At 68.2% G+C, this 21349-nt stretch carries 18 protein-coding genes; 10 read left to right on the top strand and 8 right to left on the bottom strand.

The features are described 5' to 3' along the window. Positions 1 to 489 precede the first annotated feature (489 nt). On the bottom strand, positions 490 to 2565 hold the full coding sequence (gene dnaA, locus AQJ54_RS32785; RefSeq protein ID WP_079070114.1) for a chromosomal replication initiator protein DnaA: 2076 nt from the start codon (positions 2563 to 2565) through the stop codon (positions 490 to 492). 383 nt (positions 2566 to 2948) lie between these two features. Between dnaA and rpmH the strand changes: the two genes are divergently transcribed. From rpmH to AQJ54_RS32740, 9 genes are all read left to right on the top strand, one after another. Further along, a complete protein-coding gene (gene rpmH, locus AQJ54_RS32780) occupies positions 2949 to 3086 on the top strand; it encodes a 50S ribosomal protein L34 (protein WP_005482975.1) in 138 nt (45 codons plus the stop codon). Between the two features lie 21 nt (positions 3087 to 3107). Further along, a complete protein-coding gene (gene rnpA / locus AQJ54_RS44015) occupies positions 3108 to 3479 on the top strand; it encodes a ribonuclease P protein component (protein ID WP_079070113.1) in 372 nt (123 codons plus the stop codon). After that, positions 3476 to 3829: a membrane protein insertion efficiency factor YidD gene (gene yidD, locus AQJ54_RS32770; protein WP_030319557.1), complete on the top strand. Its 354-nt coding sequence runs from the start codon at positions 3476 to 3478 to the stop codon at positions 3827 to 3829. Before rnpA ends, yidD begins: the two co-directional genes overlap by 4 nt. A gap of 3 nt (positions 3830 to 3832) precedes the next feature. Beyond that, positions 3833 to 5101, top strand: coding sequence for a membrane protein insertase YidC (gene yidC / locus AQJ54_RS32765; RefSeq protein WP_062025675.1), 1269 nt, complete (start codon positions 3833 to 3835; stop codon positions 5099 to 5101). A 16-nt stretch (positions 5102 to 5117) separates the two neighbouring features. Beyond that, positions 5118 to 5630, top strand: a complete 513-nt coding sequence (locus AQJ54_RS32760) for a Jag family protein (RefSeq protein WP_062025673.1) — start codon at positions 5118 to 5120, stop codon at positions 5628 to 5630. A gap of 118 nt (positions 5631 to 5748) precedes the next feature. Continuing rightward, positions 5749 to 6465 (top strand): 16S rRNA (guanine(527)-N(7))-methyltransferase RsmG, encoded by a 717-nt coding sequence (rsmG, locus tag AQJ54_RS32755; RefSeq protein ID WP_062025671.1) that lies wholly within the window; start codon positions 5749 to 5751, stop codon positions 6463 to 6465. Positions 6466 to 6730: 265 nt separating this feature from the next. Continuing rightward, on the top strand, positions 6731 to 7804 hold the full coding sequence (locus AQJ54_RS32750) for a ParA family protein (RefSeq protein WP_079070124.1): 1074 nt from the start codon (positions 6731 to 6733) through the stop codon (positions 7802 to 7804). Beyond that, positions 7801 to 8901, top strand: coding sequence for a ParB/RepB/Spo0J family partition protein (locus AQJ54_RS32745; RefSeq protein WP_030319549.1), 1101 nt, complete (start codon positions 7801 to 7803; stop codon positions 8899 to 8901). Before AQJ54_RS32750 ends, AQJ54_RS32745 begins: the two co-directional genes overlap by 4 nt. Positions 8902 to 9226: 325 nt before the next feature. Beyond that, positions 9227 to 9844, top strand: coding sequence for a GNAT family N-acetyltransferase (locus AQJ54_RS32740; RefSeq protein WP_062025667.1), 618 nt, complete (start codon positions 9227 to 9229; stop codon positions 9842 to 9844). A 60-nt stretch (positions 9845 to 9904) separates the two neighbouring features. Here AQJ54_RS32740 and trxA read toward each other — a convergent pair whose 3' ends face one another. The 7 genes from trxA to AQJ54_RS32705 all read right to left on the bottom strand — a co-directional run bounded on the left by trxA (position 9905) and on the right by AQJ54_RS32705 (position 19615). Continuing rightward, positions 9905 to 10237 (bottom strand): thioredoxin, encoded by a 333-nt coding sequence (gene trxA, locus AQJ54_RS32735; RefSeq protein ID WP_020134150.1) that lies wholly within the window; start codon positions 10235 to 10237, stop codon positions 9905 to 9907. A 52-nt stretch (positions 10238 to 10289) separates the two neighbouring features. Next, positions 10290 to 11258 (bottom strand): thioredoxin-disulfide reductase, encoded by a 969-nt coding sequence (gene trxB / locus AQJ54_RS32730; RefSeq protein WP_062243435.1) that lies wholly within the window; start codon positions 11256 to 11258, stop codon positions 10290 to 10292. Between the two features lie 168 nt (positions 11259 to 11426). Continuing rightward, positions 11427 to 12311, bottom strand: a complete 885-nt coding sequence (locus AQJ54_RS32725) for an anti-sigma factor family protein (protein ID WP_062243424.1) — start codon at positions 12309 to 12311, stop codon at positions 11427 to 11429. Beyond that, complete coding sequence (sigM, locus tag AQJ54_RS32720; protein WP_062025661.1) at positions 12308 to 13033, bottom strand: RNA polymerase sigma factor SigM; 726 nt, start codon at positions 13031 to 13033, stop codon at positions 12308 to 12310. Before sigM ends, AQJ54_RS32725 begins: the two co-directional genes overlap by 4 nt. Before the next feature lie 32 nt (positions 13034 to 13065). Continuing rightward, a complete protein-coding gene (locus AQJ54_RS32715; RefSeq protein WP_062243414.1) occupies positions 13066 to 14781 on the bottom strand; it encodes a protein kinase family protein in 1716 nt (571 codons plus the stop codon). Between the two features lie 119 nt (positions 14782 to 14900). Beyond that, entirely contained in the window at positions 14901 to 17198 is a 2298-nt protein-coding gene (murJ, locus tag AQJ54_RS32710; RefSeq protein WP_062243411.1) for a murein biosynthesis integral membrane protein MurJ, read from the bottom strand. A 44-nt stretch (positions 17199 to 17242) separates the two neighbouring features. Continuing rightward, positions 17243 to 19615 carry a DUF6049 family protein gene (locus tag AQJ54_RS32705; RefSeq protein ID WP_062243408.1) on the bottom strand — a complete coding sequence of 791 codons (2373 nt, stop codon included), beginning with the start codon at positions 19613 to 19615 and terminating at the stop codon, positions 17243 to 17245. Positions 19616 to 19871: 256 nt separating this feature from the next. On the opposite strand from AQJ54_RS32705, the gene AQJ54_RS32700 reads away from it, so the two are divergent. After that, entirely contained in the window at positions 19872 to 21314 is a 1443-nt protein-coding gene (locus AQJ54_RS32700) for a CCA tRNA nucleotidyltransferase (RefSeq protein ID WP_062243405.1), read from the top strand. Positions 21315 to 21349 lie beyond the last annotated feature (35 nt).

Here is a 21349-nt window from a genome sequence, read left to right as displayed (position 1 = left end):
GTGGACAGGCATGTGGAGAAGCTGGTGATCTCTGGGGACAACCGGCCTCCGCCTGTGGGTTGCCGGTGGACAACTTGATGCACAGCCTGTGGATCTTCCGACTGTCCACAGTCTGTGGAGATCGTTCGTCCACGAATCCACAAGGAGGTGACCTGGGGTGATGGTCTTTCAGGAAGGTCCCTGTGGACGGCGATCTGGACAACTTCGCAGTCCCCAGGATGTGGAGGGAAAAAAGTCACCGGATCTGTGGAGAGAGGCCGTAACCCGGCGGGGAATCGAACACCGGGCTACGGCGTCGTGACCTGTGGAACGGCGAGGAGGCGTGCCGGGGGACGACGAAGGGCGGGCCGGAGGACGAATCAGGGCGTGCCAGGGGACGACGAAGGGCGGCCGGGGACCGAGAAGGGCAGCCGGGGAATGACGAAGGCGCCCCAGGGACCTCGTCCCCAGGGCGCCCGTGGCTGTCGAGCCCCCGTGACTCTGCTTCTGTCAGCCGTTCTTGATGCGGTTCGTCAGCTCGGTGACCTGGTTGTAGATGGAGCGCCGCTCGGCCATCAGATTGCGGATCTTGCGGTCCGCGTGCATGACGGTCGTGTGGTCGCGACCGCCGAACAGTGCGCCGATCTTGGGCAGCGAGAGGTCGGTGAGCTCGCGGCAGAGGTACATGGCGATCTGCCGGGCCGTGACGAGCGCGCGGCCGCGCGAGGTGCCGCAGAGGTCCTCGACGGTCAGGCCGAAGTAGTCGGCCGTGGCGCTCATGATCGCCGTGGAGGTGATCTCCGGGGCCGAGTCCTCGCCGCCGGGGATCAGGTCCTTGAGGACGATCTCCGTCAGGCCCAGGTCGACCGGCTGCCGGTTGAGCGAGGCGAACGCCGTCACGCGGATCAGCGCGCCCTCCAGCTCGCGGATGTTGCGCGAGATGCGGGAGGCGATGAACTCCAGGACCTCCGGCGGGGCGTTGAGCTGCTCCTGGACCGCCTTCTTGCGCAGGATCGCGATCCGGGTCTCCAGCTCGGGCGGCTGGACGTCGGTGATCAGGCCCCACTCGAAACGGTTCCGCAGCCGGTCCTCCAGGGTGACCAGCTGCTTGGGCGGCCGGTCGCTGGAGAGCACGATCTGCTTGTTGGCGTTGTGGAGGGTGTTGAAGGTGTGGAAGAACTCCTCCTGCGTCGACTCCTTGTCCGCGAGGAACTGGATGTCGTCGACGAGCAGGATGTCCATCTCGCGGTAGCGCTTGCGGAAGCTGTCGCCCTTGCCGTCGCGGATGGAGTTGATGAACTCGTTGGTGAACTCCTCCGAGCTCACGTACCGCACGCGTGTGCCGGGGTAGAGGCTGCGCGCGTAGTGCCCGATGGCGTGCAGCAGGTGCGTTTTTCCGAGGCCCGACTCGCCGTAGATGAAGAGGGGGTTGTAGGCCTTGGCCGGCGCTTCTGCGACGGCGACGGCGGCCGCGTGCGCGAAGCGGTTGGAGGCGCCGATGACGAAGGTGTCGAAGAGGTACTTCGGGTTCAGCCGCGCGGTGGGCTCACCGGGGCCGGTCGCCGGTGCGGGCTGTGCGGCCAGCGGGCCGGGGGCGCCGGTCGTGGGCAGGTTGGAGCCGACCGGGCCGCCGCGGTGCACGTGCCCGGTCGCGGACGGGGGCTCGGGCAGGTCCCGGCGGGCGTCCCGCGGGTCGTAGTCCGGGCGGGACTTGTCGTAGTCCGGCCGCTGGTCGTAGTCGGGGCGCGGGTTGTCGTAGGAGGGACGCTCCATGGACTGGGGGCGGTAGTCCTGCGAGGGGGAGCCGTAGGGGTCCTGTGCGTACGGTTCCTGCTTGTACGCCTCTTGCTTGTACGGCTCCTGGGGGTACGGCTCCTGCTTGTACGACTCCTGCTGATACGGCTCCTGTGACGGGGTCGCGTACGGGTCGCGCTCCGGGAAGCCGAGCCGTGGCTGCTGCCAGCTGTACTCGTCCTGCGCGGGCCGCGGCCAGGCGCCGGGTTCGGGGCGCTGGTACTCGGAGGGGTACGCGGGCCGGGCGGTCGGGAGCTGGTCCGGGCGGGGCTTGTGGTCGCCCTGGGGGCCGGGGCGCTGCTCGGGGCGGCCCGAGGGGGAGTCGTCCGCGCGCTGGCGGTCGTCGCGCTGACGGTCGTCGGCGCGGTGGCGCCCGTAGCCCTCGTACTGGTTGTCGTATTGCTTGTCGTACTGGTTGTCGTAGGGCCCGTCGTACTGGCCGGAGGGGAGCTCGGGCTCCTCGTAGCGAGGCTGGGAGCGGGGGGCCGGGGGTGCGGGCGGGGAGGGGGGCTCGCCGGCGGAGTCGTCGACGGTGATGGCGATACGGATCGGGCGGCCGCATTCACGGCTCAGCGTCTCGCTGACGGCGGGGGCGAGCCGGCCCTCCAGTACGCCTTTCGCAAATTCGTTCGGTACGGCGAGCAGGGCGGTGTCGGCGACCAGCGCGAGGGGCTGGCAGCGGCGGATCCAGTGCTCGTCCTTCGCCTCCACACCCTGGACGCGGCCCTCACCGAGGAGTTGCTCGAGTACACGTGGCCACACTGCGGCAAGATCGGCAGGTACGTCAGCCACAGGGCACGCTCTCTCACGGGTCCCACGAACGTGTGGTTGTGGGACGAGTCGGGATTCAAATGGGGTGGAGCCGAAACACAGGGGTCAAGGGAACGAATCGGAGTTCAGCCACGGTAGTCAGGGCGACGGGTGCGGTTCAAGTTGTTGTCCCCAGCCTGTGGACAGTGTCTCCCTGTGGCCTCTGGTTTGACCGGATGGCGTAGCCCCGCGTACCGTAACCAGGTCGAGTTGTCGATGGCTGCTGCCGCCTGCCTCCGATGGGCACAGGTCACGTCAGGTGATCGGGAAGCGGTGCACACGGGCGTAACTGCGAGCTACTCGTGGGCGCACGGTGACAGCCAGGACGGCACCCGCCACCACCGATTGATTTCTGGAGCCCCCGAGTGAGCAAGCGCACCTTCCAGCCGAACAACCGTCGTCGCGCCAAGACCCACGGCTTCCGTCTGCGGATGCGTACCCGTGCCGGCCGCGCGATTCTGGCGAACCGCCGCAGCAAGGGTCGCGCCAGCCTGTCCGCCTGATCCCGGTCAGGTCATGCCGTCGTGCTGCCCACCGAGAACCGGCTGAGGCGGCGCGAGGACTTCGCGACCGCGGTACGACGAGGGCGCCGGGCCGGACGCCCGTCCCTCGTCGTCCATCTTCGTAGCGGTGCCACGAACCCGCACGCGCCTGGGGAGAGCGCTCCCCCGACGCGTGCGGGTTTCGTCGTGAGCAAGGCCGTGGGTGGTGCCGTGGTGCGCAACAAGGTGAAGCGCAGGCTTCGCCATCTGATGCGCGACAGGGTGGACCTGTTTCCCCCCGGTAGCCTGGTAGTCGTACGAGCGCTGCCCGAGGCGGGCGACGCCGATCATGAACAACTGGCCCGAGACCTGGATGCCGCTGTTCAGCGGCTGCTGGGAGGGGGCGCGCGATGAAGTACCCGCTGCTGGCGCTGATCAAGCTGTACCAGTGGACCATCAGTCCGCTGCTGGGGCCGGTCTGCAAGTACTACCCGTCGTGTTCCCACTACGGCTTCCAGGCCATCGACCGCCACGGTGCGATCAAGGGAACGGCACTCACCGCCTGGCGCATCCTGCGGTGCAATCCGTGGTCGCTGGGTGGTGTGGACCATGTCCCGCCGCGCAAGCGTCCGCGGTGGCACGAAATGCTGCGTAACGCCTGGCGTGCACGCAGGGGCGGGCCCTCCGCCGCCGACTCGGCCACCGAGGGACATACTCCTTCGAGCCCGGCCGCAGAGACTCCGTCCCATGCCCAAGGAGCATGATTAGTGGACACGATTGCCAGTCTTTTCAGCTTCATCACGACACCCGTCTCCTGGGTCATCGTCCAGTTCCACAAGGTGTACGGCGCCATCTTCGGCCCCGACACCGGGTGGGCCTGGGGCCTGTCGATCGTGTCTCTCGTGATCCTGATCCGTATCTGCCTGATCCCGCTCTTCGTGAAGCAGATCAAGTCGACGCGGGCCATGCAGACGCTCCAGCCCGAGATGAAGAAGATCCAGGAGCGCTACAAGAACGACAAGCAGCGTCAGTCCGAAGAGATGATGAAGCTGTACAAGGAGACGGGCACCAACCCGCTCTCCTCGTGCCTTCCCATCCTGGCGCAGTCGCCGTTCTTCTTCGCCCTGTACCACGTGCTCAACGGCATCGCGACGGGCGACACCATCGGTGTCATCAACGAGTCGCTGCTGGCCAGTGCCCGTAAGGCGCACATCTTCGGGGCCCCGCTGGCCGCGAAGTTCAAGGACGGTTCCGCCACCGTCCAGGCGCTGGGTGCCACGGTCACCGATGTGCGGGTCGTCACCGCGGTCATGATCATTCTGATGTCGGCGTCGCAGTTCTACACGCAGCGCCAGCTGATGACGAAGAACGTCGACACCACGGTCAAGACGCCGTTCATGCAGCAGCAGAAGATGCTGATGTACGTCTTCCCGGTCATGTTCGCCGTCTTCGGCATCAACTTCCCGGTCGGTGTCCTCGTCTACTGGCTGACCACCAACGTGTGGACCATGGGCCAGCAGATGTACGTCATCCACAACAACCCGACCCCGGGTTCCAAGGCCCAGGCCGCCTACCTGGAGCGCCTCACCAAGCACGTCATGAACCACGGCAAGGCCCGCAAGCGCAGTGAGCGCACCATCATCAAGGCCATCGTCGCCAAGGGCCGGGACCGCAACGAGTTCGAGCGCAAGTTCATCAACGGTCTGAACAAGGCCGGTCTGGCGGCTCAGGCCGACGGCACCGTGATCCAGAGCGAGTCCCAGGCCGCTGTCCAGACCGAGGACGGTTCGCCGGCGAGCGGGGCCACGCCCAAGCGTCAGCAGCCCAAGCGGCAGAGCAAGTCCCAGCGCCAGTCGGGCGGCCCCAAGGCGGCCGGTGAGACCGAGGCGTCGGAGCCGACCTCGCTCAGCAAGGCCGAGGAGCCCGAGGACGCCAAGCCCGCTGCCAAGAAGCAGCCCGGCAGCGCCAACCGCAGCAAGGCCCAGTCCGGACAGCGCAAGGGCCCGCAGCGGCCCAAGTCCCCGTCCAAGAAGTAACGAAGGAGTCCATCCCGTGACGGAAGGCACCACCTCCGCCGCTGCCGAGGGTGCAGACACCCTGACCCGCCTGGAGCAGGAGGGCGAGATCGCGGCGGACTACCTCGAGGGTCTGCTCGACATCGCCGATCTCGACGGCGACATCGACATGGACGTCGAGGCCGATCGCGCCGCTGTCTCGATCATCAGCGACGCGGGCGGCCGCGATCTGCAGAAGCTGGTCGGTCGTGACGGCGAGGTGCTGGAAGCCCTTCAGGAGCTCACCCGCCTGGCCGTCCACCGGGAGACCGGGGATCGCAGCCGTCTGATGCTGGACATCGCCGGTTACCGGGCCAAGAAGCGCGCCGAGCTCTCCGAGCTGGGTTCCAAGGCGGCCGCCGAGGTCAAGAGCACCGGCGAGTCCGTGAAGCTCAAGCCGATGACGCCGTTCGAGCGCAAGGTCGTGCACGACGCGGTCAAGGCCGCCGGCCTGCGCAGCGAGTCGGAGGGCGAGGAGCCGCAGCGCTTCGTCGTCGTGCTTCCCGCCTGATCGGTTCCTAGGTTTCTCCGGCCCCGTCTGTAGAGCAGGCGGGGCCGAACTTTGTCAGCCTGATAGTTCTGGTGGTCGGCGCCGGGTGCGTCGATGCGGTACGGAAGGACGGTTCCCCGTGACGGAGGCAGCGGAGCTTCCCCCCGCGCCCGAGCAGGCGCGTGAGGTGTTCGGCGATCGCTTCGCGGACGCGGTCCGCTACGCCGAGCTGCTTGCCGAGGCGGGTGTGCAGCGCGGTCTGATCGGACCGCGTGAAGTGCCCCGCCTGTGGGAGCGGCATCTGCTGAACTGCGCGGTGCTCTCGGAGGTCGTTCCCGAGAGCGTGACCGTGTGCGACGTCGGCTCCGGAGCCGGGCTACCCGGCATCCCCTTGGCTCTCGTCCGCGAGGATCTGAAGATCACGCTCCTGGAGCCTCTGCTGCGGCGTACGACGTTCCTGACGGAGGTCGTGGAGCTGCTGGGCCTGAACCATGTGACGGTGGTCCGTGGTCGGGCCGAGGAGGTCATGGGCAAGCTCACTCCCGTCCATGTCGTGACGGCGCGGGCCGTTGCTCCGCTGGACCGGCTGGCGACCTGGGGCATCCCGCTGCTGCGTCCCTATGGGGAGATGCTCGCCCTCAAGGGCGACACCGCGGAGGAAGAGCTCAAGGCCGCATCCACGGCGTTGAGCAAGCTCGGTGCCGTGGAGACCTCCGTCCTGCATGTGGGTGAGGGTGTGGTCGATCCGCTGTCCACCGTGGTGCGGGTCGAGGTCGGTGAGAGCCCGGGCGGTGTGCGGTTCGCCGCCAAGCGTGCCAAGGCCGCCCGGACCGGGCGGACCCGCCGACGACGCTGATCCGTCCTGACGACGAGACGTACTCCACACAAGCTGCCAAACCTACGCATGCCGGAGTGTCGCGGCGGAACGGCCACCGCTGCTGTGCATCGTGTTTCACGTGAAACGTCGCTCACTGCTGCACGGCATCATCAGCCGGGGCCGCGCCGCGGCCGAACCCCGCGACCGAAAGCCTCTCGGGTCACTCGGAGAGGTAACGGAGTTGTCCACAGAGGTGGATTTCTCCACAGAACAACAGGCCTCACTGGTTCACACCCCCGAAGACATGGGAGGCTCTGTTCATTGCGAGCCTGAAGTCGAGGAGAGTGAATCCTTGCGGTCCAACGCCAACATCGCGGGACCGATGACCGATCCGGTCCCCGGTCCCCGAACCGAGTCGATGGGGGACGATGTTTCACGTGAAACACCGCCGCCTATGGACGACACTCCGATCGGTCGTGCTGCCCAACTGGCGGTAGAGGCTCTGGGCCGTGCCGGCGAGGGGCTGCCCCGGCCCGAGCAGACCCGGATCATGGTCGTCGCCAACCAGAAGGGTGGAGTGGGCAAGACGACGACGACCGTCAATCTTGCCGCTTCGCTGGCTCTGCACGGTGGCCGTGTCCTGGTGATCGACCTCGACCCCCAGGGCAACGCATCCACTGCGCTGGGCATCGACCATCACGCCGAAGTCCCTTCCATCTACGACGTCCTGGTGGACAGCAGGCCCTTGTCCGAGGTCGTCCAGCCGGTGCCTGACGTCGAAGGTCTCTTCTGTGCTCCCGCCACGATCGATCTCGCCGGTGCGGAGATCGAGCTGGTGTCCCTGGTGGCACGTGAGAGCCGGCTCCAGCGAGCGATCCAGGCGTACGAGCAGCCCTTGGACTACATCCTCATCGACTGCCCGCCCTCGCTCGGCCTGCTGACGGTCAACGCGCTGGTGGCCGGCGCGGAGGTCCTCATCCCGATCCAGTGCGAGTACTACGCGCTGGAAGGGCTGGGTCAGCTACTGCGCAACGTCGACCTGGTGCGGGGTCACCTCAACCCCACCTTGCACGTATCGACGATCCTGCTCACCATGTACGACGGCCGGACGCGCCTCGCGTCCCAGGTCGCGGACGAGGTGCGCACCCACTTCGGTGATGAGGTGCTGCGGACGAGCATTCCCCGCTCGGTCCGTATCTCCGAGGCGCCGAGTTATGGACAGACGGTGCTGACGTACGATCCCGGATCGAGTGGCGCCCTGTCCTACCTTGAGGCAGCACGAGAGATCGCGCTGAAGGGTGTCGGTGTCAGCTACGACCCGACACAGGCGCACATCGGCGCACAGAGCAACCCGAGCATGGTGGAGGGGATCCAGTGAGCGAGCGACGGAGGGGTTTGGGCCGTGGGCTCGGCGCATTGATCCCTGCTGCCCCGACGGAGAAGACGCCGACACCGGCGGCGATGGGGGGCGCCGGTTCCGCGTCCCCGTCGGCCGTGCCGGTGCTGACGAGCGACCGTGGTGTGGCCGCGGCGAAGGTGGCCACTCTGCCGCCTGTTTCATCTGAGGCCGAGGAGCCGTCGGTCAACGGCTATGCGGAGACTCCTGCGCCTCCTATGGGCGCTCACTTCGCCGAGCTTCCGCTCGACTCCATCACGCCGAACCCGCGTCAGCCGCGTGAGGTCTTCGACGAGGACGCGCTGCAAGAACTGGTCACCTCCATCCAGGAGGTTGGCCTGCTCCAGCCGGTCGTCGTACGACAGGTGGGTCCCGCGCGCTACGAGCTCATCATGGGCGAGCGGCGCTGGAGGGCCAGCCGTGAGGCCGGCCTGGACGCGATCCCGGCGATCGTACGGGCCACGGAGGACGACAAGCTCCTTCTGGACGCTCTTCTGGAAAACCTGCACCGCGCCCAGCTGAATCCACTGGAAGAGGCTGCGGCCTACGACCAGTTGCTGAAGGACTTCAACTGCACGCACGACCAGCTGGCGGACCGCATTGGCCGGTCCCGTCCGCAGGTCTCCAACACGCTGCGTCTGCTGAAGCTGTCTCCGGCGGTCCAGCGTCGGGTGGCTGCCGGGGTCCTCTCCGCCGGACACGCTCGTGCACTGCTCTCCGTCGAGGACTCTGAGGAGCAGGACCGGCTGGCTCACCGGATCGTGGCCGAGGGGCTCTCGGTGCGTGCCGTCGAGGAGATCGTGACGCTCATGGGGTCACGTCCGCAGACCGCCCAGCGCCCCAAGGGGCCGCGCGCCGGTGCTCGCGTCTCCCCGGCGCTGAGTGACCTCGCGACCCGTCTCTCGGACCGTTTCGAGACGCGGGTGAAGGTCGATCTGGGGCAGAAGAAGGGAAAGATCACTGTCGAGTTCGCCTCCATGGAGGACCTCGAGCGCATCCTCAGCAGCCTCGCTCCGGGCGAGGGGCCCGTGCTCCAGAAGAGCCTGCTGGACGATGATGCCGAGGAGACGGAAGCCTGAGCCAGGCTTCGCCGAGTGAGGGTGTTCAGGCAGAAGACGAAGAGCGGGCCGTGTCCGGTGCCCACCGGACACGGCCCGCTCTTTGCTTTCAGGCGGTATCGATGGAATCGGTGGGTGGATACGATGCGACTGGGTGCGGCACATCCACCCGGCAGTACCTCTGAGGGGAGACAGGGGCCATGCGAACGATGAGCCGAAGCGGACTGGTGAGCGCAGGCCTGGGACTGGGGGCGGTCGGCGGATTCGTCGGCAGCCTGCTCAGGGAACGGAGCGCTCTGACGGCCGCCCGCAGCGCGGCGGGCGAAGGAAGCGAGGATCAGCCTTCATGGGGCGTCGGCTCGTACCGCTCACGCTGGACAATCTTCAGGACCTCCCCACACGCTGCCGGTCCTGCGTCTTCTGGGAGTTGGACCCCGTCAGCGGAGAAGCCGCGGTAAAGGCCGGCACACCGGCCGTGGAGAAGGAGGCATGGATCTCCGCCGTTCTGCTGGACTGGGGATCATGCGGGCGGGTCGTCTACGTCGACGACGTGCCGGTCGGCTTCGTCCTCTACGCGCCTCCGGCATACGTACCCCGCTCGACGGCCTTCCCGACGAGTCCTGTGTCTCCGGATGCCGTCCAGCTGATCACGTCGTTCATCATGCCGGGCTACCAGGGACAGGGACTGGGCCGGGTGATGGTGCAGACGGTCGCCAAAGATCTGCTGCGGCGAGGCTTCAAGGCGATCGAGGCCTTCGGTGACGCCCGCTGGAAGGAGCCCGCATGTCTGCTTCCCGCAGATCACCTCCTGGCGGTGGGCTTCAAGACGGTCCGGCCGCACCCCACGTATCCGAGGCTGAGGCTGGAACTGCGTACCACGCTCTCCTGGAAGGAAGACGTGGAAATGGCGCTGGACCGGCTTCTGGGGGCGGTTCAGAAGGAGCCCGCGCTGCGACCGCTGTGACGGAACACGAGGAAGGGGCCGGTCCTCATGGGCCGGCCCCTTCGTGTTTCACGTGAAACGTCACTCAGCGATGAAGGCCTCGAGGTCGCGGACGATCGCGGCCTTGGGCTTGGCGCCGACGATGGTCTTGGCGACCTCGCCGTCCTGGTAGACGTTCAGCGTCGGGATGGACATGACGCCGTACTTGGCGGCCGTACCCGGGTTCTCGTCGATGTTGAGCTTGACGATCTCGATCTTGTCGCCGTACTCGGCGGCGATCGCCTCAAGGGACGGCGCGATCTGGCGGCACGGACCGCACCAGGCGGCCCAGAAGTCCACCAGGACGGGCTTGTCGCTCTTCAGGACGTCCTGCTCGAAGGAATCGTCGGTCACGTTCTTCAGGGTGCCGGCCACGGCGGGCTCCTTAACTGGTTGGTGCGGTGGGGCGGGGCGGGATGCAGGGAGGTCAGACAGCGGTCTTCTCGGGCTCGGCCTTCTCCTCGTCCGCGAGGGCGGCGAGGAAGCGCTCGGCGTCGAGCGCGGCGGAGCAGCCGGTACCGGCCGCGGTGATCGCCTGGCGGTAGGTGTGGTCGACCACGTCACCGGCACCGAAGACGCCCGTCACGTTGGTGCGGGTCGAGGGCGCCTCCACCTTGAGGTAGCCCTCTCCGTCCAGGTCGAGCTGACCCTTGAAGAGCTCGGTGCGCGGGTCGTGGCCGATCGCGATGAACAGGCCGGTGACCGCCAGGTCCGAGAGCTCGCCGGTCTTGAGGTTGCGCAGCTTCAGGCCCGACAGCTTCGGGTCGCCCTGGATTTCGGCGACCTCGCTGTCCCAGACGAACTTGATCTTCGGGTCGGCGAAGGCACGCTCCTGCATCGCCTTGGAGGCGCGCAGGGTGTCACGACGGTGGACGATCGTGACGGACTTGGCGAAGCGGGAGAGGAAGGTCGCTTCCTCCATGGCGGTGTCGCCGCCACCGATCACGGCGATGTCCTGGTCCTTGAAGAAGAAACCGTCACAGGTGGCACACCAGGAGACACCGCGGCCGGAGAGGGCGTCCTCGTTCGGCAGGCCGAGCTTGCGGTGCTGCGATCCGGTGGTGACGATCACGGCCTTCGCCCGGTGGATGGTGCCCGAGGTGTCGGTGACGGTCTTGATCTCGCCGGTCAGGTCGACGCTGACGATGTCGTCCGGGATGAGCTCGGCGCCGAAGCGCTCGGCCTGGGCGCGCATGTTGTCCATGAGCTCGGGGCCCATGATGCCGTCCTGGAAGCCGGGGAAGTTCTCCACCTCGGTGGTGTTCATCAGGGCGCCACCGGCGGTGACGGCGCCCTCGAACACCAGCGGCTTCAGCGACGCGCGCGCGGTGTAGAGCGCCGCCGTGTAGCCGGCGGGCCCGGAGCCGATGATGATCACGTTACGGACGTCGCTCACGGCTTGGTTCCTCGTCTCTGGACTGCGTCGTCGGACCGGTGGAGCCCCTCTCAGAACTCTCACCCCACCCAACGGATCCTAAGGGGCGCGCATTCCCGGTGTGTCCGGGCACACGGAGAGGCCACACCGTACGCATTACCACGCAGGCGGGAGGCGAAGCGTCAGCGTTCAGGAGCGGGCGTAGGACTGCTTCAGAAGAATCTTCGCGGTGCTGGTGGGCGCTGTCTTCACGCAGGACGCGTCCATGATGAAGACGGTGACCCGGTTGCTGTGGGATGGGTCGGGCAGCACCACGAGAAGCGCGTCCTTGCCCTTGTAGACGCCGTCCTTGGTCGCGAGGGCCGTGTCCTGGGTGGGGATGCCCTTCTGGACGCACGCGGGGATGAAGGAGAGCTTCTTGGTGAAGGGCTGCTTGGTGCCGGGTTCGGTTGCCGCGCCCATGTCCTGAGGGGATCGAGAGCCGCCGGTGGCGGACCTGCCCGGGGTGAGGAGTTGGGAGACCTGCTTCTTGAGGGTGTCGGCGGAGAAGGTGTCGGACGGGGAGGCCTGACTTTCGTCTGACGTCTTGCCGTCATTCAGCGATGTGATGAGTACAGAACCCAATCCCAGAGCGGCGACCGCGAAAGCGGCACCCAGGACAGCAGTCCTGCGCCGGCTGCCCTTCTTCCTCTCCTTGCGGCCTGGACCGGTCGAGGCGGACCGGGCATGTCCCGAGGGGCGGTCGGCGGTGGGCGATGTTTCACGTGAAACATGCGCGCTTTCCACCGGCGCCGGTGCGTTCACCGCGTCGGGGGCTGTGGCTTGGAGCAGGGCCTCGGCGGCGAGAGCGGCGTCGATCCTCCCGGCCACATCGGCGGGCATGCGGGTCGGCCCCGGTGCTGTTCCGAGCAGTCCACGGATCTCCTCCAGCGACGCGTGCACGTCGGCGCAGAGTTCGCAGTCATCCAGATGCCGACGTACGTCCGCGGTCCTGGAATCGGGGAGGAGGCCTTCGGTGAGGTCGGAGATCTCGGCGACGTCCGGGTGCCCGGCTGTGTCCGTCGAGGAAGTCACGCTCGCCCACCTCCGCCCTTCACTACGGCTGAATCGCTTGGTCCCGACTTGGGCGGGCCTTCCGACGAAGAACCCGCTGCGGGTGGGACGGATGTCCCCTGCGTGCGGTTCCGTCCGGCGTTCCCTTCTCTGTCATCTCCGGCCTTTTCCGGCCGCAGATGGGTGAGGAGGGGGAGGAGTCTGGCTCTGCCCCGGGCACAGCGGCTCTTCACTGTGCCGGTGGGCACGTCGAGCATGCGGGCGGCTTCGGCGACGGGGTAACCCTGCATGTCCACCAGGACGAGGGCGGCGCGCTGATCGGGCGGGAGCGTGCCGAGGGCTTCCAGGAGTTGGCGGTGCAGGTCGTTGCGCTCCGCGGGCGCCGAGGCGGACTCGTGCGGCTCCAGGAGCTGCTCCAGGCGCTCGGTGTCATCCACCGGGGACGTCTTGCGCGAGGCGGCCTTTCTGGCCCGGTCCAGGCAGGCGTTCACCGTGATCCGGTGCAGCCAGGTCGTGACGGCCGACTGTCCCCGGAAGGTGTGGGCGGCCCGGTAGGCGGACACGAGGGCGTCCTGAACGGCGTCAGCGGCTTCCTCGCGGTCCCCGAGCGTCCGGAGGGCTACCGCCCAGAGCCGGTCCCGATGGCGCCGCACGAGCTCACCGAAGGCGTCGGGATCGCCGTCCACGTGACGGGCCAGGAGGTCCTGATCGCTGGTGCCGCCGTACGCGGTGTCATCTGCCATCCGACCCCCTCCCCCTTGTCTGTGGTGCTGCCTCAGCCGGTGAACTTCACATTGGTGATGGCCTGCTTGTAGCCGGGGTTGCTGTAATTCGCGGGATCGTCCCCGGAGTACGGCATCGCGGTGAGCCAGACCAGCACGTACCGCGACTTCACCGGTTTGCCGACCTTGATCGTGGCCGTGGTGTCGTCGGTCGTGACCGAGCCGATCTTGGTCATGGCGTCCAGGGAGGACGGCGTGAGCGAATCGGCTGCGTACAGCGAGGCTGCCGTGTAGTTGCCGCCGTACCGGAGTGACAGGGTGGCGGCCGACACCTCTTGGGAGGAACCGAGGTCGTAGACGATGCCGACGCCAGGCTTGATCACTATCTTCGGACCGTTTTTGTAGCTGCTGGTCCGCCAGCCTGTGGTCATGCTGTTGTCGTACGTCAGCTTCACGTCATTGGGGTGCTGGGCGTCGCCCTGGGCGACGAACTCCTGGGCATCCTCGATGCTGAGCGTCTTCGTCGGCTTCGGCGCGGTGCTGTTCTTGTCGCCGTCGTCGGTCGTCTGGCTCTGGTTGTCGTCCGAGCTGCCGCCCCGATCCATCAGCGCGTCCGCCAGCTGCCAACTGCCCAGACCCAGCGCGGCGATGAGGAGGGCCGACACAGCCCACTTCAGGGCTCGGCCGGTGCGGCTCTGGAGGGGCGGCGGCGGGGGCACGACCGGCTGGGTGACACCGGGATGCGGCGCCGGACGGCCGTACGTGCCCTGCTGGTACGTGGTGCGCTGGTACTCCGGGGGCGCGGTGAACGCAGGCTCCGGCGGGCGGATACGGGGCATCTCCCCGATCGCCTTGACCAGTTCCTCGGGCGTCGTGCACGCCGACTCGTGCCGGGAGGCGGTGGCACCGTCGTTGGCCAGTGCCCGCATCGACAGCTCGGACAGCCCGCGGTGCACGCCCGCCCGCACCTGGTCGGGTGCGATCAGACCGACGTCCTTGGGCAGCCCGGCCAGGCCGTACGCGTCGCTCTCGTACGGCCAGCGCTGGGTCAGCGCCGCGTACAGAAGGGCGCCGATCGCCTCGGTGTCCGCGCGCTGCGGGGTGTCCGAACTCGCGCCGCGCAGCGCGGCGTTCACGGCCAGGCCGCGGATGCGCCACTGGCCGCTCGACGTACGCAGCACGGCGTTCGGGTTCAGTCGCAGGTGCGCGAGGCCCTCACGGTGGGCCGCGGCCATCGCGGAGGCCACCTGACTGACCATCTGGTAGCAGTCGTACGGCTCCAGCGGGCCGGAGGCGAGGAGCGTGGTCAGCTCGGTCGCGTCGGGCAGCCACTCGTGGACGACGTAGACGAGGTCGTTCTCCTCGACGGCGTCCAGGACCTGGACGAACCGCGGGTCGCCGAGGAGCGCGGAGGAACGGGCCGCGGCAAGGACGGAACGCGCCCGCGCATGGTCCGCGGGCAGGATGTGCACGCCCACGGCCCGACGGAGTTTCTCGTCGACGGCACGCCAGCTGCTGAACCCGTCCAGACGGGTGACGCACTCCTCGAGACGGTAGCGTCTGGCCAGTTTGTGACCGCTGTGCAGCTCCGGCGGTGACGCCTTGCCAGGACTCTCGGTCCCGCCACTCCCCTGTGCCTCGACGTCTTCCGTGTCCCGCTCCCGGTTCTTGGCCACGCCGTCGGCCGTGGACTGGTCCGCCTTGGCGGTCAGCGGTTGATCACCGCTGGTGTCTGCCACGTCGACGGCAGCCGTGCTCCGTTCCGCCACCGTCGTTCCCTGCCTCCCCATTCATTGCGCGCCGTGCGACGCAGAATCCAATTGTGCCCACAGTCCGCCGCTATGCACGACACACGATGGCGGACGATGGTTGTGCGCGTACCCCCGGCTCAGCGCCCCAGACGCCCCCGGACCATGCCGACCAGGGAGTTCAACTCCTCGATGCGCATCTTGCGTGCCGCGACGAAGAAGATCCCGAGCAGGACGGCCCCGCCCACGATCAGCGCGGCGAACGAACCGACCACGCCCTGACCGAGGGTGTGGGCAATGCCGTAGCAGGCCGCGCCGCTGAGCAGGGCGGCCGGGACGGAGGCGATGCAGAGCCGGGCGTAGGTCCGCAGGACCCGCTTGCCGTCCAGGTCGCCGCCGAGGCGCTTGCTCAGGCGGCGCCAGGCCACGCCCACGCCGATGGCGTACGCCAGACCATAGGCGGCGGCCATGCCGGCCACGGCCCAGCGAGGCGGCAGGACGGCGTAACAGACGGCAGAGGCAGCGGCGTTGACGGCTGCCACGATGACGGTGTTGTAGAACGGCGTCCGGGTGTCCTCGTAGGCGTAGAAGGCACGCAGGACGACGTACTGGACCGAGTACGGGATCAGGCCGAGGCCGAAGGCCATCAGCATGTAACCCATGTTCGTGGCCCCACCGGTGCCCGACGAGCCGAAGATGAGCGTGCACATGGGGATGCCGAGGGACAGGAAGCCGAAGGCGATCGGCACGATCGCGACCGCTGTCGTGCGCAGGCCCTGGGAGATGTCGTCGCGCACCGCGCCTGCGTCGTCCTCGGCGGCCGAGCGCGAGATGCGCGGCAGCAGGGCGGCCATCAGCGAGACGGTGATGATTGCCTGCGGGAGCCCCCAGATCAGCTGGGCGTTCGCGTAGGCGCTGAAGCCCGTGCCGGCGATCTTGGTGTCGGCGACGGCGGCGGTGGCGAGCTGGGTGACGACGAGCGCGCCGGCCTGGTTGGCGAGGACGAACAGGATGGTCCACTTGGCGAGCATCGCGGCCTTGCCCAGGCCGTGGCCCTTCCAGTCGAAGCGCAGCCGCAGTCGGAAACCGGTCTCGCGCAGATACGGGATCATCGCGAGGGCCTGCACCACGAGACCCAGCAGGATGCCCACGCCGAGCAGCCGCTGCCCCTCCGGCGGGATGGAGGTGACGCTCATGCCGGAGTGCTTGGCGGTGCCGTAGACCCACAGGAACGTCGCGAGCGTCACGATGATGACGATGTTGTTGAGGACCGGAGTCCACATCATCGCGCCGAACTTGCCGCGTGCGTTGAGGATCTGGCCCATCACCACGTGGATGCCCATGAAGAAGATCGAGGGCAGGAAGTAACGGGTGAAGGTGATGGCCACGTCATTGGCCGCCGGATTGGACGCCACCGAGTTCGAGAGCGCGCGCACCAGCAGCGGCGCCGCGAACATCGTGATGGCGGTGAGAGCGGCGAGGGCCACCATCACGAGCGTCAGGAGCCGGTTCGCGAACGCCTCACCGCCGTCGTCGTCCTCCTTCATGGCGCGTACGAGCTGCGGTACGAAGACGGAGTTCAGACCGCCGCCGACGGTGAGGATGTAGATCATGGTCGGCAGCTGGTAGGCCACCTGGAAGGAGTCGCCCAGGAAGGCGGTGCCCAGCGCCGACACGATCAGCGCCGAGCGCACGAAGCCGGTGAGCCGGGAGACCATCGTGCCGGCCGCCATCACGGCGCTCGACTTGAGCAGGCCGGTGGCCTTCCCGCCCTTCTTGGCGGGAGCGGCAGGAGCGGCTGGAGCCACCGTGGCGGCGGAGGCCGTCTCGGCCAAGGCCGGGGCGGTACCGAGGTTCATCGTCTCCTCGGCCGCGGGGCCGGGCGCGGCAGACGCCTGGAACTGCGGGACCTGCGACGGCGCTCCGGGAGCAGGCGCCGGTCCAGGCACCGACGGGGGATCCGTCGGGCGGCCGCCGCCCTGCTGCTGGTCGCGGAAGAGGTGCGCGAAGGCGTCCGGCTCGTGGCGTTCCTCGCCGGCCTCGGTGACCAGGTCGTCGACGCCCACGAACTGGGTCGTGCGCGGGTTGTCGCCGTACGGCAGGAACTGCGTCGGCCCCTCCGGCTCGGGCGCCGGGGTCTGCGCCCAGACCTGGGGGTCGGGGGCGTAGGGGGACTGGGGCGGCTGCGCGTACAGGGGCTGCTGAGGAGGGTAGGTGCCGGGCGGCGGCGGGGGGTGTGCGGCACGGTCGTAGAGGGCCTCGGCGACCGGGTCCTGGGTGTGGAGGTCCTGGCCCCGGTAGGGGTCCTGGTCGTAGGCGTCCTGGACGTACATGTCCGCGGGTGACTGCGGCGGCACCTGGCCGTGCTCGGGCGGCGGGCCCTCGGGGCGACCCGAGCTGCCCGCGCCCTGGCTGTCACCCTCGTACGGCGCGTTCATGGTTACCCCACCTCATCGTCCCGGGCCCACCGGCCACGACATCCTCAACGGTCCACTCTCTCACCCGTGCCGGACGGGTCGGCGCTTTCCGCTGCGGTGTCCGCTGTCAGGTCACTCGGCTGCTCGGGGCCGTCCGCCCCGGGCCCGGCGGTGCCGGACTCCTTGGTGAGACGGTCCTCGGGGCCCTCGGGGTTCTCCGGCCCGTCGGCGGCCTCGCCCGTCTCGTCGTCCGGGCTGTTCTGCTCGGCCTCACGGGCGGCCGCCCGCTTGCGCTGGGTGTACATGCGGAATCCTGCCAGTACCAGCAGCAGGACTCCGCCGCCGATGACCAGCATCACGGTGGCGGTGAACTCCGTGACCCGTACGTCGAACCGGACCGCGTTGCCGTACGGCTGGCCGTCCTCGGTGTACAGCTGGGCGATCACCGAGGACTGGCCGTTGGCGTTGGCGGTGGTGGTGAACTTCACCGTCTGGCTGTGGCCGCCGGAGACCTCGACGGGCTGCTCGTCGTAGGAGGAGCCACCGATCTCGAGCCGGTTCGGGCTCAGCGAGGTCAGCCGCAGCCTCAGGTGCTCCACTCCCTGGACCAGGTTGTTCTGGACGGTCACGGGGATGGTGGCGCTGCGGCCGGAGAGCTTGGTCTCCGACTTGTCGATCAGGCTGACCTGGGAGGTCAGCCTGTCGAGGTAGGACTCGACGTCGTTGCAGAAACTGCTCGCCTCGTCGGCACGGCCCCGCCATGACGTGGACATCTCGCGGTTCATGGCCCGCCCGAAGGGGGTCACGACGCGGGACTGGTCGGAGAGGATCACCCTGAGGTTGTCGAGCTTGCCCTGGGTGCCGGCGATCTGCTGGAAGGCCGCCTTCGAGAGTTCCTGCTTGCGCAGCGAGCGGGGATAGGCGGAGGCCGGGGGCACCTTGGTGGTGGCGCCCGGGTCGGGCTTGGCCGCGGCCGCCGCGGTGAGCTTCTGCGGCTCGGACCAGTTCCCGCTCTGGAGCGCGCTGATCGCCTCGGCCATGGCGGCGGCCTGGCTCGCTGTGGGCATCCGCTGCGGGGCGACGACGACGCTGCGCTGCTTGTTCGTCTGGAGTCCGAGAGTGAGGCTCTGGGCGAGGAACCGCTGGACGGCGAGCGTCGCGGAGGAAGCCCTCGTCAGGTCGCCCTGGAACGCCGTCGACAGCCGTGCGTCCGCGACGACCGCCGTGGTGCCGCCACCGATGGGACGGGCGGCGGACGGCGTGTACGACAGGCCACCGGTCTCCTGGAGACTGTCGCTGCGCGCGATCACCTTGTCGGCGCCGGCGGAGGTGGCGACCTTGACGATCGAGGGGTCGACCGCGCCGTTCACGGGCCAGGCGAAGTCACTGCTCGGTGTCACGTGGAGCACGGTCTTCACCGTGGTGACCGCGACATCGGTTGCCTCGTCGAGGTGGCTGAGCGAACCGGTGACGCTCGTTCCGTTGTGGGCCAGGGAGGCGAGGTCGGGGTCGGCGAAGGGCAGCGCGACGACCTCCTGGCCCTCGACCGCTTTCTGGAGCCTCGCCAGCCACTGCTTGGCAACCGCCTGCTGGGTGCCTGGCGTGGTGGTGTCGCCCGGGCCCTGTACCTCGTAGCGGCCGGTCATCGCGTCGACGGAGGCCAGGAGATCGGGGTCGATCACCCAGGTGACGTCGAGTTCCTCGCCCAACGACAGCATCTGGTCCAGTCGGCCGCCGGCCGAGATCTCCTTCGCGAGGTCGTCATTGAGGAAGACCGGCGTCTGCTGCGCGTTGGCACCGGTCTCCGCCGTCATGTGGACGTTGGAGATCAGCGGCCACAGGAAGGTCGTCTTCGTCTTCGGGTCCGCCTCGTCGTCCTGCCAGGGCAGGAACGTCCGCTGGACGCCGAGCACACGGTCCCAGGGCTGTGCGGCCGTCTTGCCCGAGAGGGAGACGGCGAGCTGGTAGACGCCGGCATCGCCGAGGTCCAGCTCGTCGACCGGGACGGTGAGGGAGAAGGGCTGGGCGACGCCCGGGGTCAGCTTGGGGAACTTCGCGACGTACTTGCCGCCGACCTCGGATCCCGTCGGGCCCTGGAGGGAGTCGCTGTCCTGGGTGACCTGGTCGATCGACGAGCGGGTGGTCAGCTCGGGACCCACCCCCAGGTCCACATGCGCGGAGGTGACGGCTTGCTTGCCGTTGTTGGTCACGGTCCCCGAGACGGTGACGGTGTCACCGTCCGTAGGCGCGCTGGGGCTGAGGGTGTCGATGGCGACGGCCACCGAGCCGGAGTCGTCGGCGGCCTGGGCCTGTGAGGCGGCGGGAAGCTGGCACAGGCCGGCCAGCAGCGGAACCCCTGCCAGCAGGGCCCCGGTGCGCCGCAGCCAGCGGCGGGCAGGTGAGGGACTGGTCCCCTGGAAGTCTGCCGCCTCGGCCACGCGCTCGCCCGTCCCTAGTCGTCGTCAGTGGTCGTCGGAATGTGCGTCCACGCATGGTAACGATGCGCGCTGAGGGGAAGTGCCGCGGACCGCTCCACAAGATCGGGAGACACGGCCGCACTGTCCTGAATGTGCACGTATAAAGAGAAGTGCGACCGTGATCTCCGGAGCAGACCTTGTGCAGGTTCGGGTGGCGGGTCTGTGCACGTTTAATGGAGGCGCTCCGGGCCGCCGCGGCCACGTACCCTCTTCTGTTGTGCCGAACGCCGACGAATCCCACCTCAATGTCCTCAGCCAGGAGCATGGCAGCACGGTGAACGAACTGCTGCGATTCCCTCCGGTCGCCACCGACCTGGCTCGCCGCTTCCAGGACGCCGGGTTCTCCCTGGCGCTGGTCGGAGGGCCGGTCCGGGACGCGTTGCTGGGCCGGCCGGACAACGACCTCGACTTCACGACCGACGCCCGCCCCCAGGATGTACTGAAGATCCTCAGGAAGTGGGCGGACTCCGTCTGGGAGGTCGGGATCGCCTTCGGCACGGTCGGGGCGCAGAAGGACGGCTACCAGGTGGAGGTGACCACCTACCGGTCCGAGGCCTACGACCGGACCTCCCGCAAGCCCGAGGTGGCGTACGGCGACTCCATCGAGCAGGACCTCGTCCGTCGGGACTTCACGGTGAACGCGATGGCGTACGCCCTCGCTGAGGCGAAGTTCATCGACCCGCACGGCGGTCTCGAAGATCTCGCGGCACGGGTACTGCGCACGCCGGGCACCCCCGAGGAGTCGTTCTCCGACGATCCGCTGCGGATGATGCGCGCGGCCCGCTTTGCGGCCCAGCTCGACTTCGAGGTGGCCCCCGAGGTCGTGGCGGCCATGAAGGAGATGTCCGGGCGCATCGAGATCGTCTCCGCCGAGCGTGTCCGGGACGAGTTGAACAAGCTCATCCTGTCCGCGCACCCGCGCAAGGGCTTGGCGCTGCTCGTCGACACCGGACTGGCCGAGTACGTGCTCCCCGAGCTGCCCGCCCTGCGCCTGGAGAGCGACGAGCACCACCGGCACAAGGACGTCTACGAACACACGCTGATCGTTCTTGAGCAGGCCATCGCACTGGAGAAGGAGGGGCCCGACCTCACGCTCCGTCTGGCCGCCCTGCTTCATGACATCGGCAAGCCGCGCACGCGGCGGTTCGAGAAGGACGGCCGGGTTTCGTTCCATCACCATGAGGTGGTCGGAGCGAAGATGACCAAGAAGCGGATGACGGCGCTCAAGTACTCCAACGACCTGGTGAAGGACGTCTCCCGGCTCGTCGAACTCCATCTGCGCTTCCACGGATACGGCACTGGAGAGTGGACCGACTCCGCGGTTCGCCGCTATGTGCGGGATGCCGGGCCGCTGCTCGACCGGCTTCACAAGCTGACCCGCTCGGACTGCACGACCCGTAACAAGCGCAAGGCGGCGGCACTGTCCCGCGCGTACGACGGGCTGGAGGAGCGGATCGCCCAGCTTCAGGAGCAGGAGGAACTGGACTCGATCAGGCCCGATCTGGACGGCAACCAGATCATGAAGATCCTAGATGTGGGCCCGGGCCCTGCCGTGGGTCGCGCGTACAAGCACATGCTGGAGCTTCGGCTGGAGCACGGGCCGATGGGTCACGACGAGGCGGTTTCCGCACTCAAGGCTTGGTGGGCCGAGCAGAGCTGAGGCGGGGAACGGGGTCATGTTTCACGTGAAACATG

Source organism: Streptomyces griseorubiginosus, assembly GCF_001514195.1.
GTDB lineage: Bacteria > Actinomycetota > Actinomycetes > Streptomycetales > Streptomycetaceae > Streptomyces > Streptomyces griseorubiginosus.
This window is presented reverse-complemented; position numbering and strand designations above follow the sequence as displayed.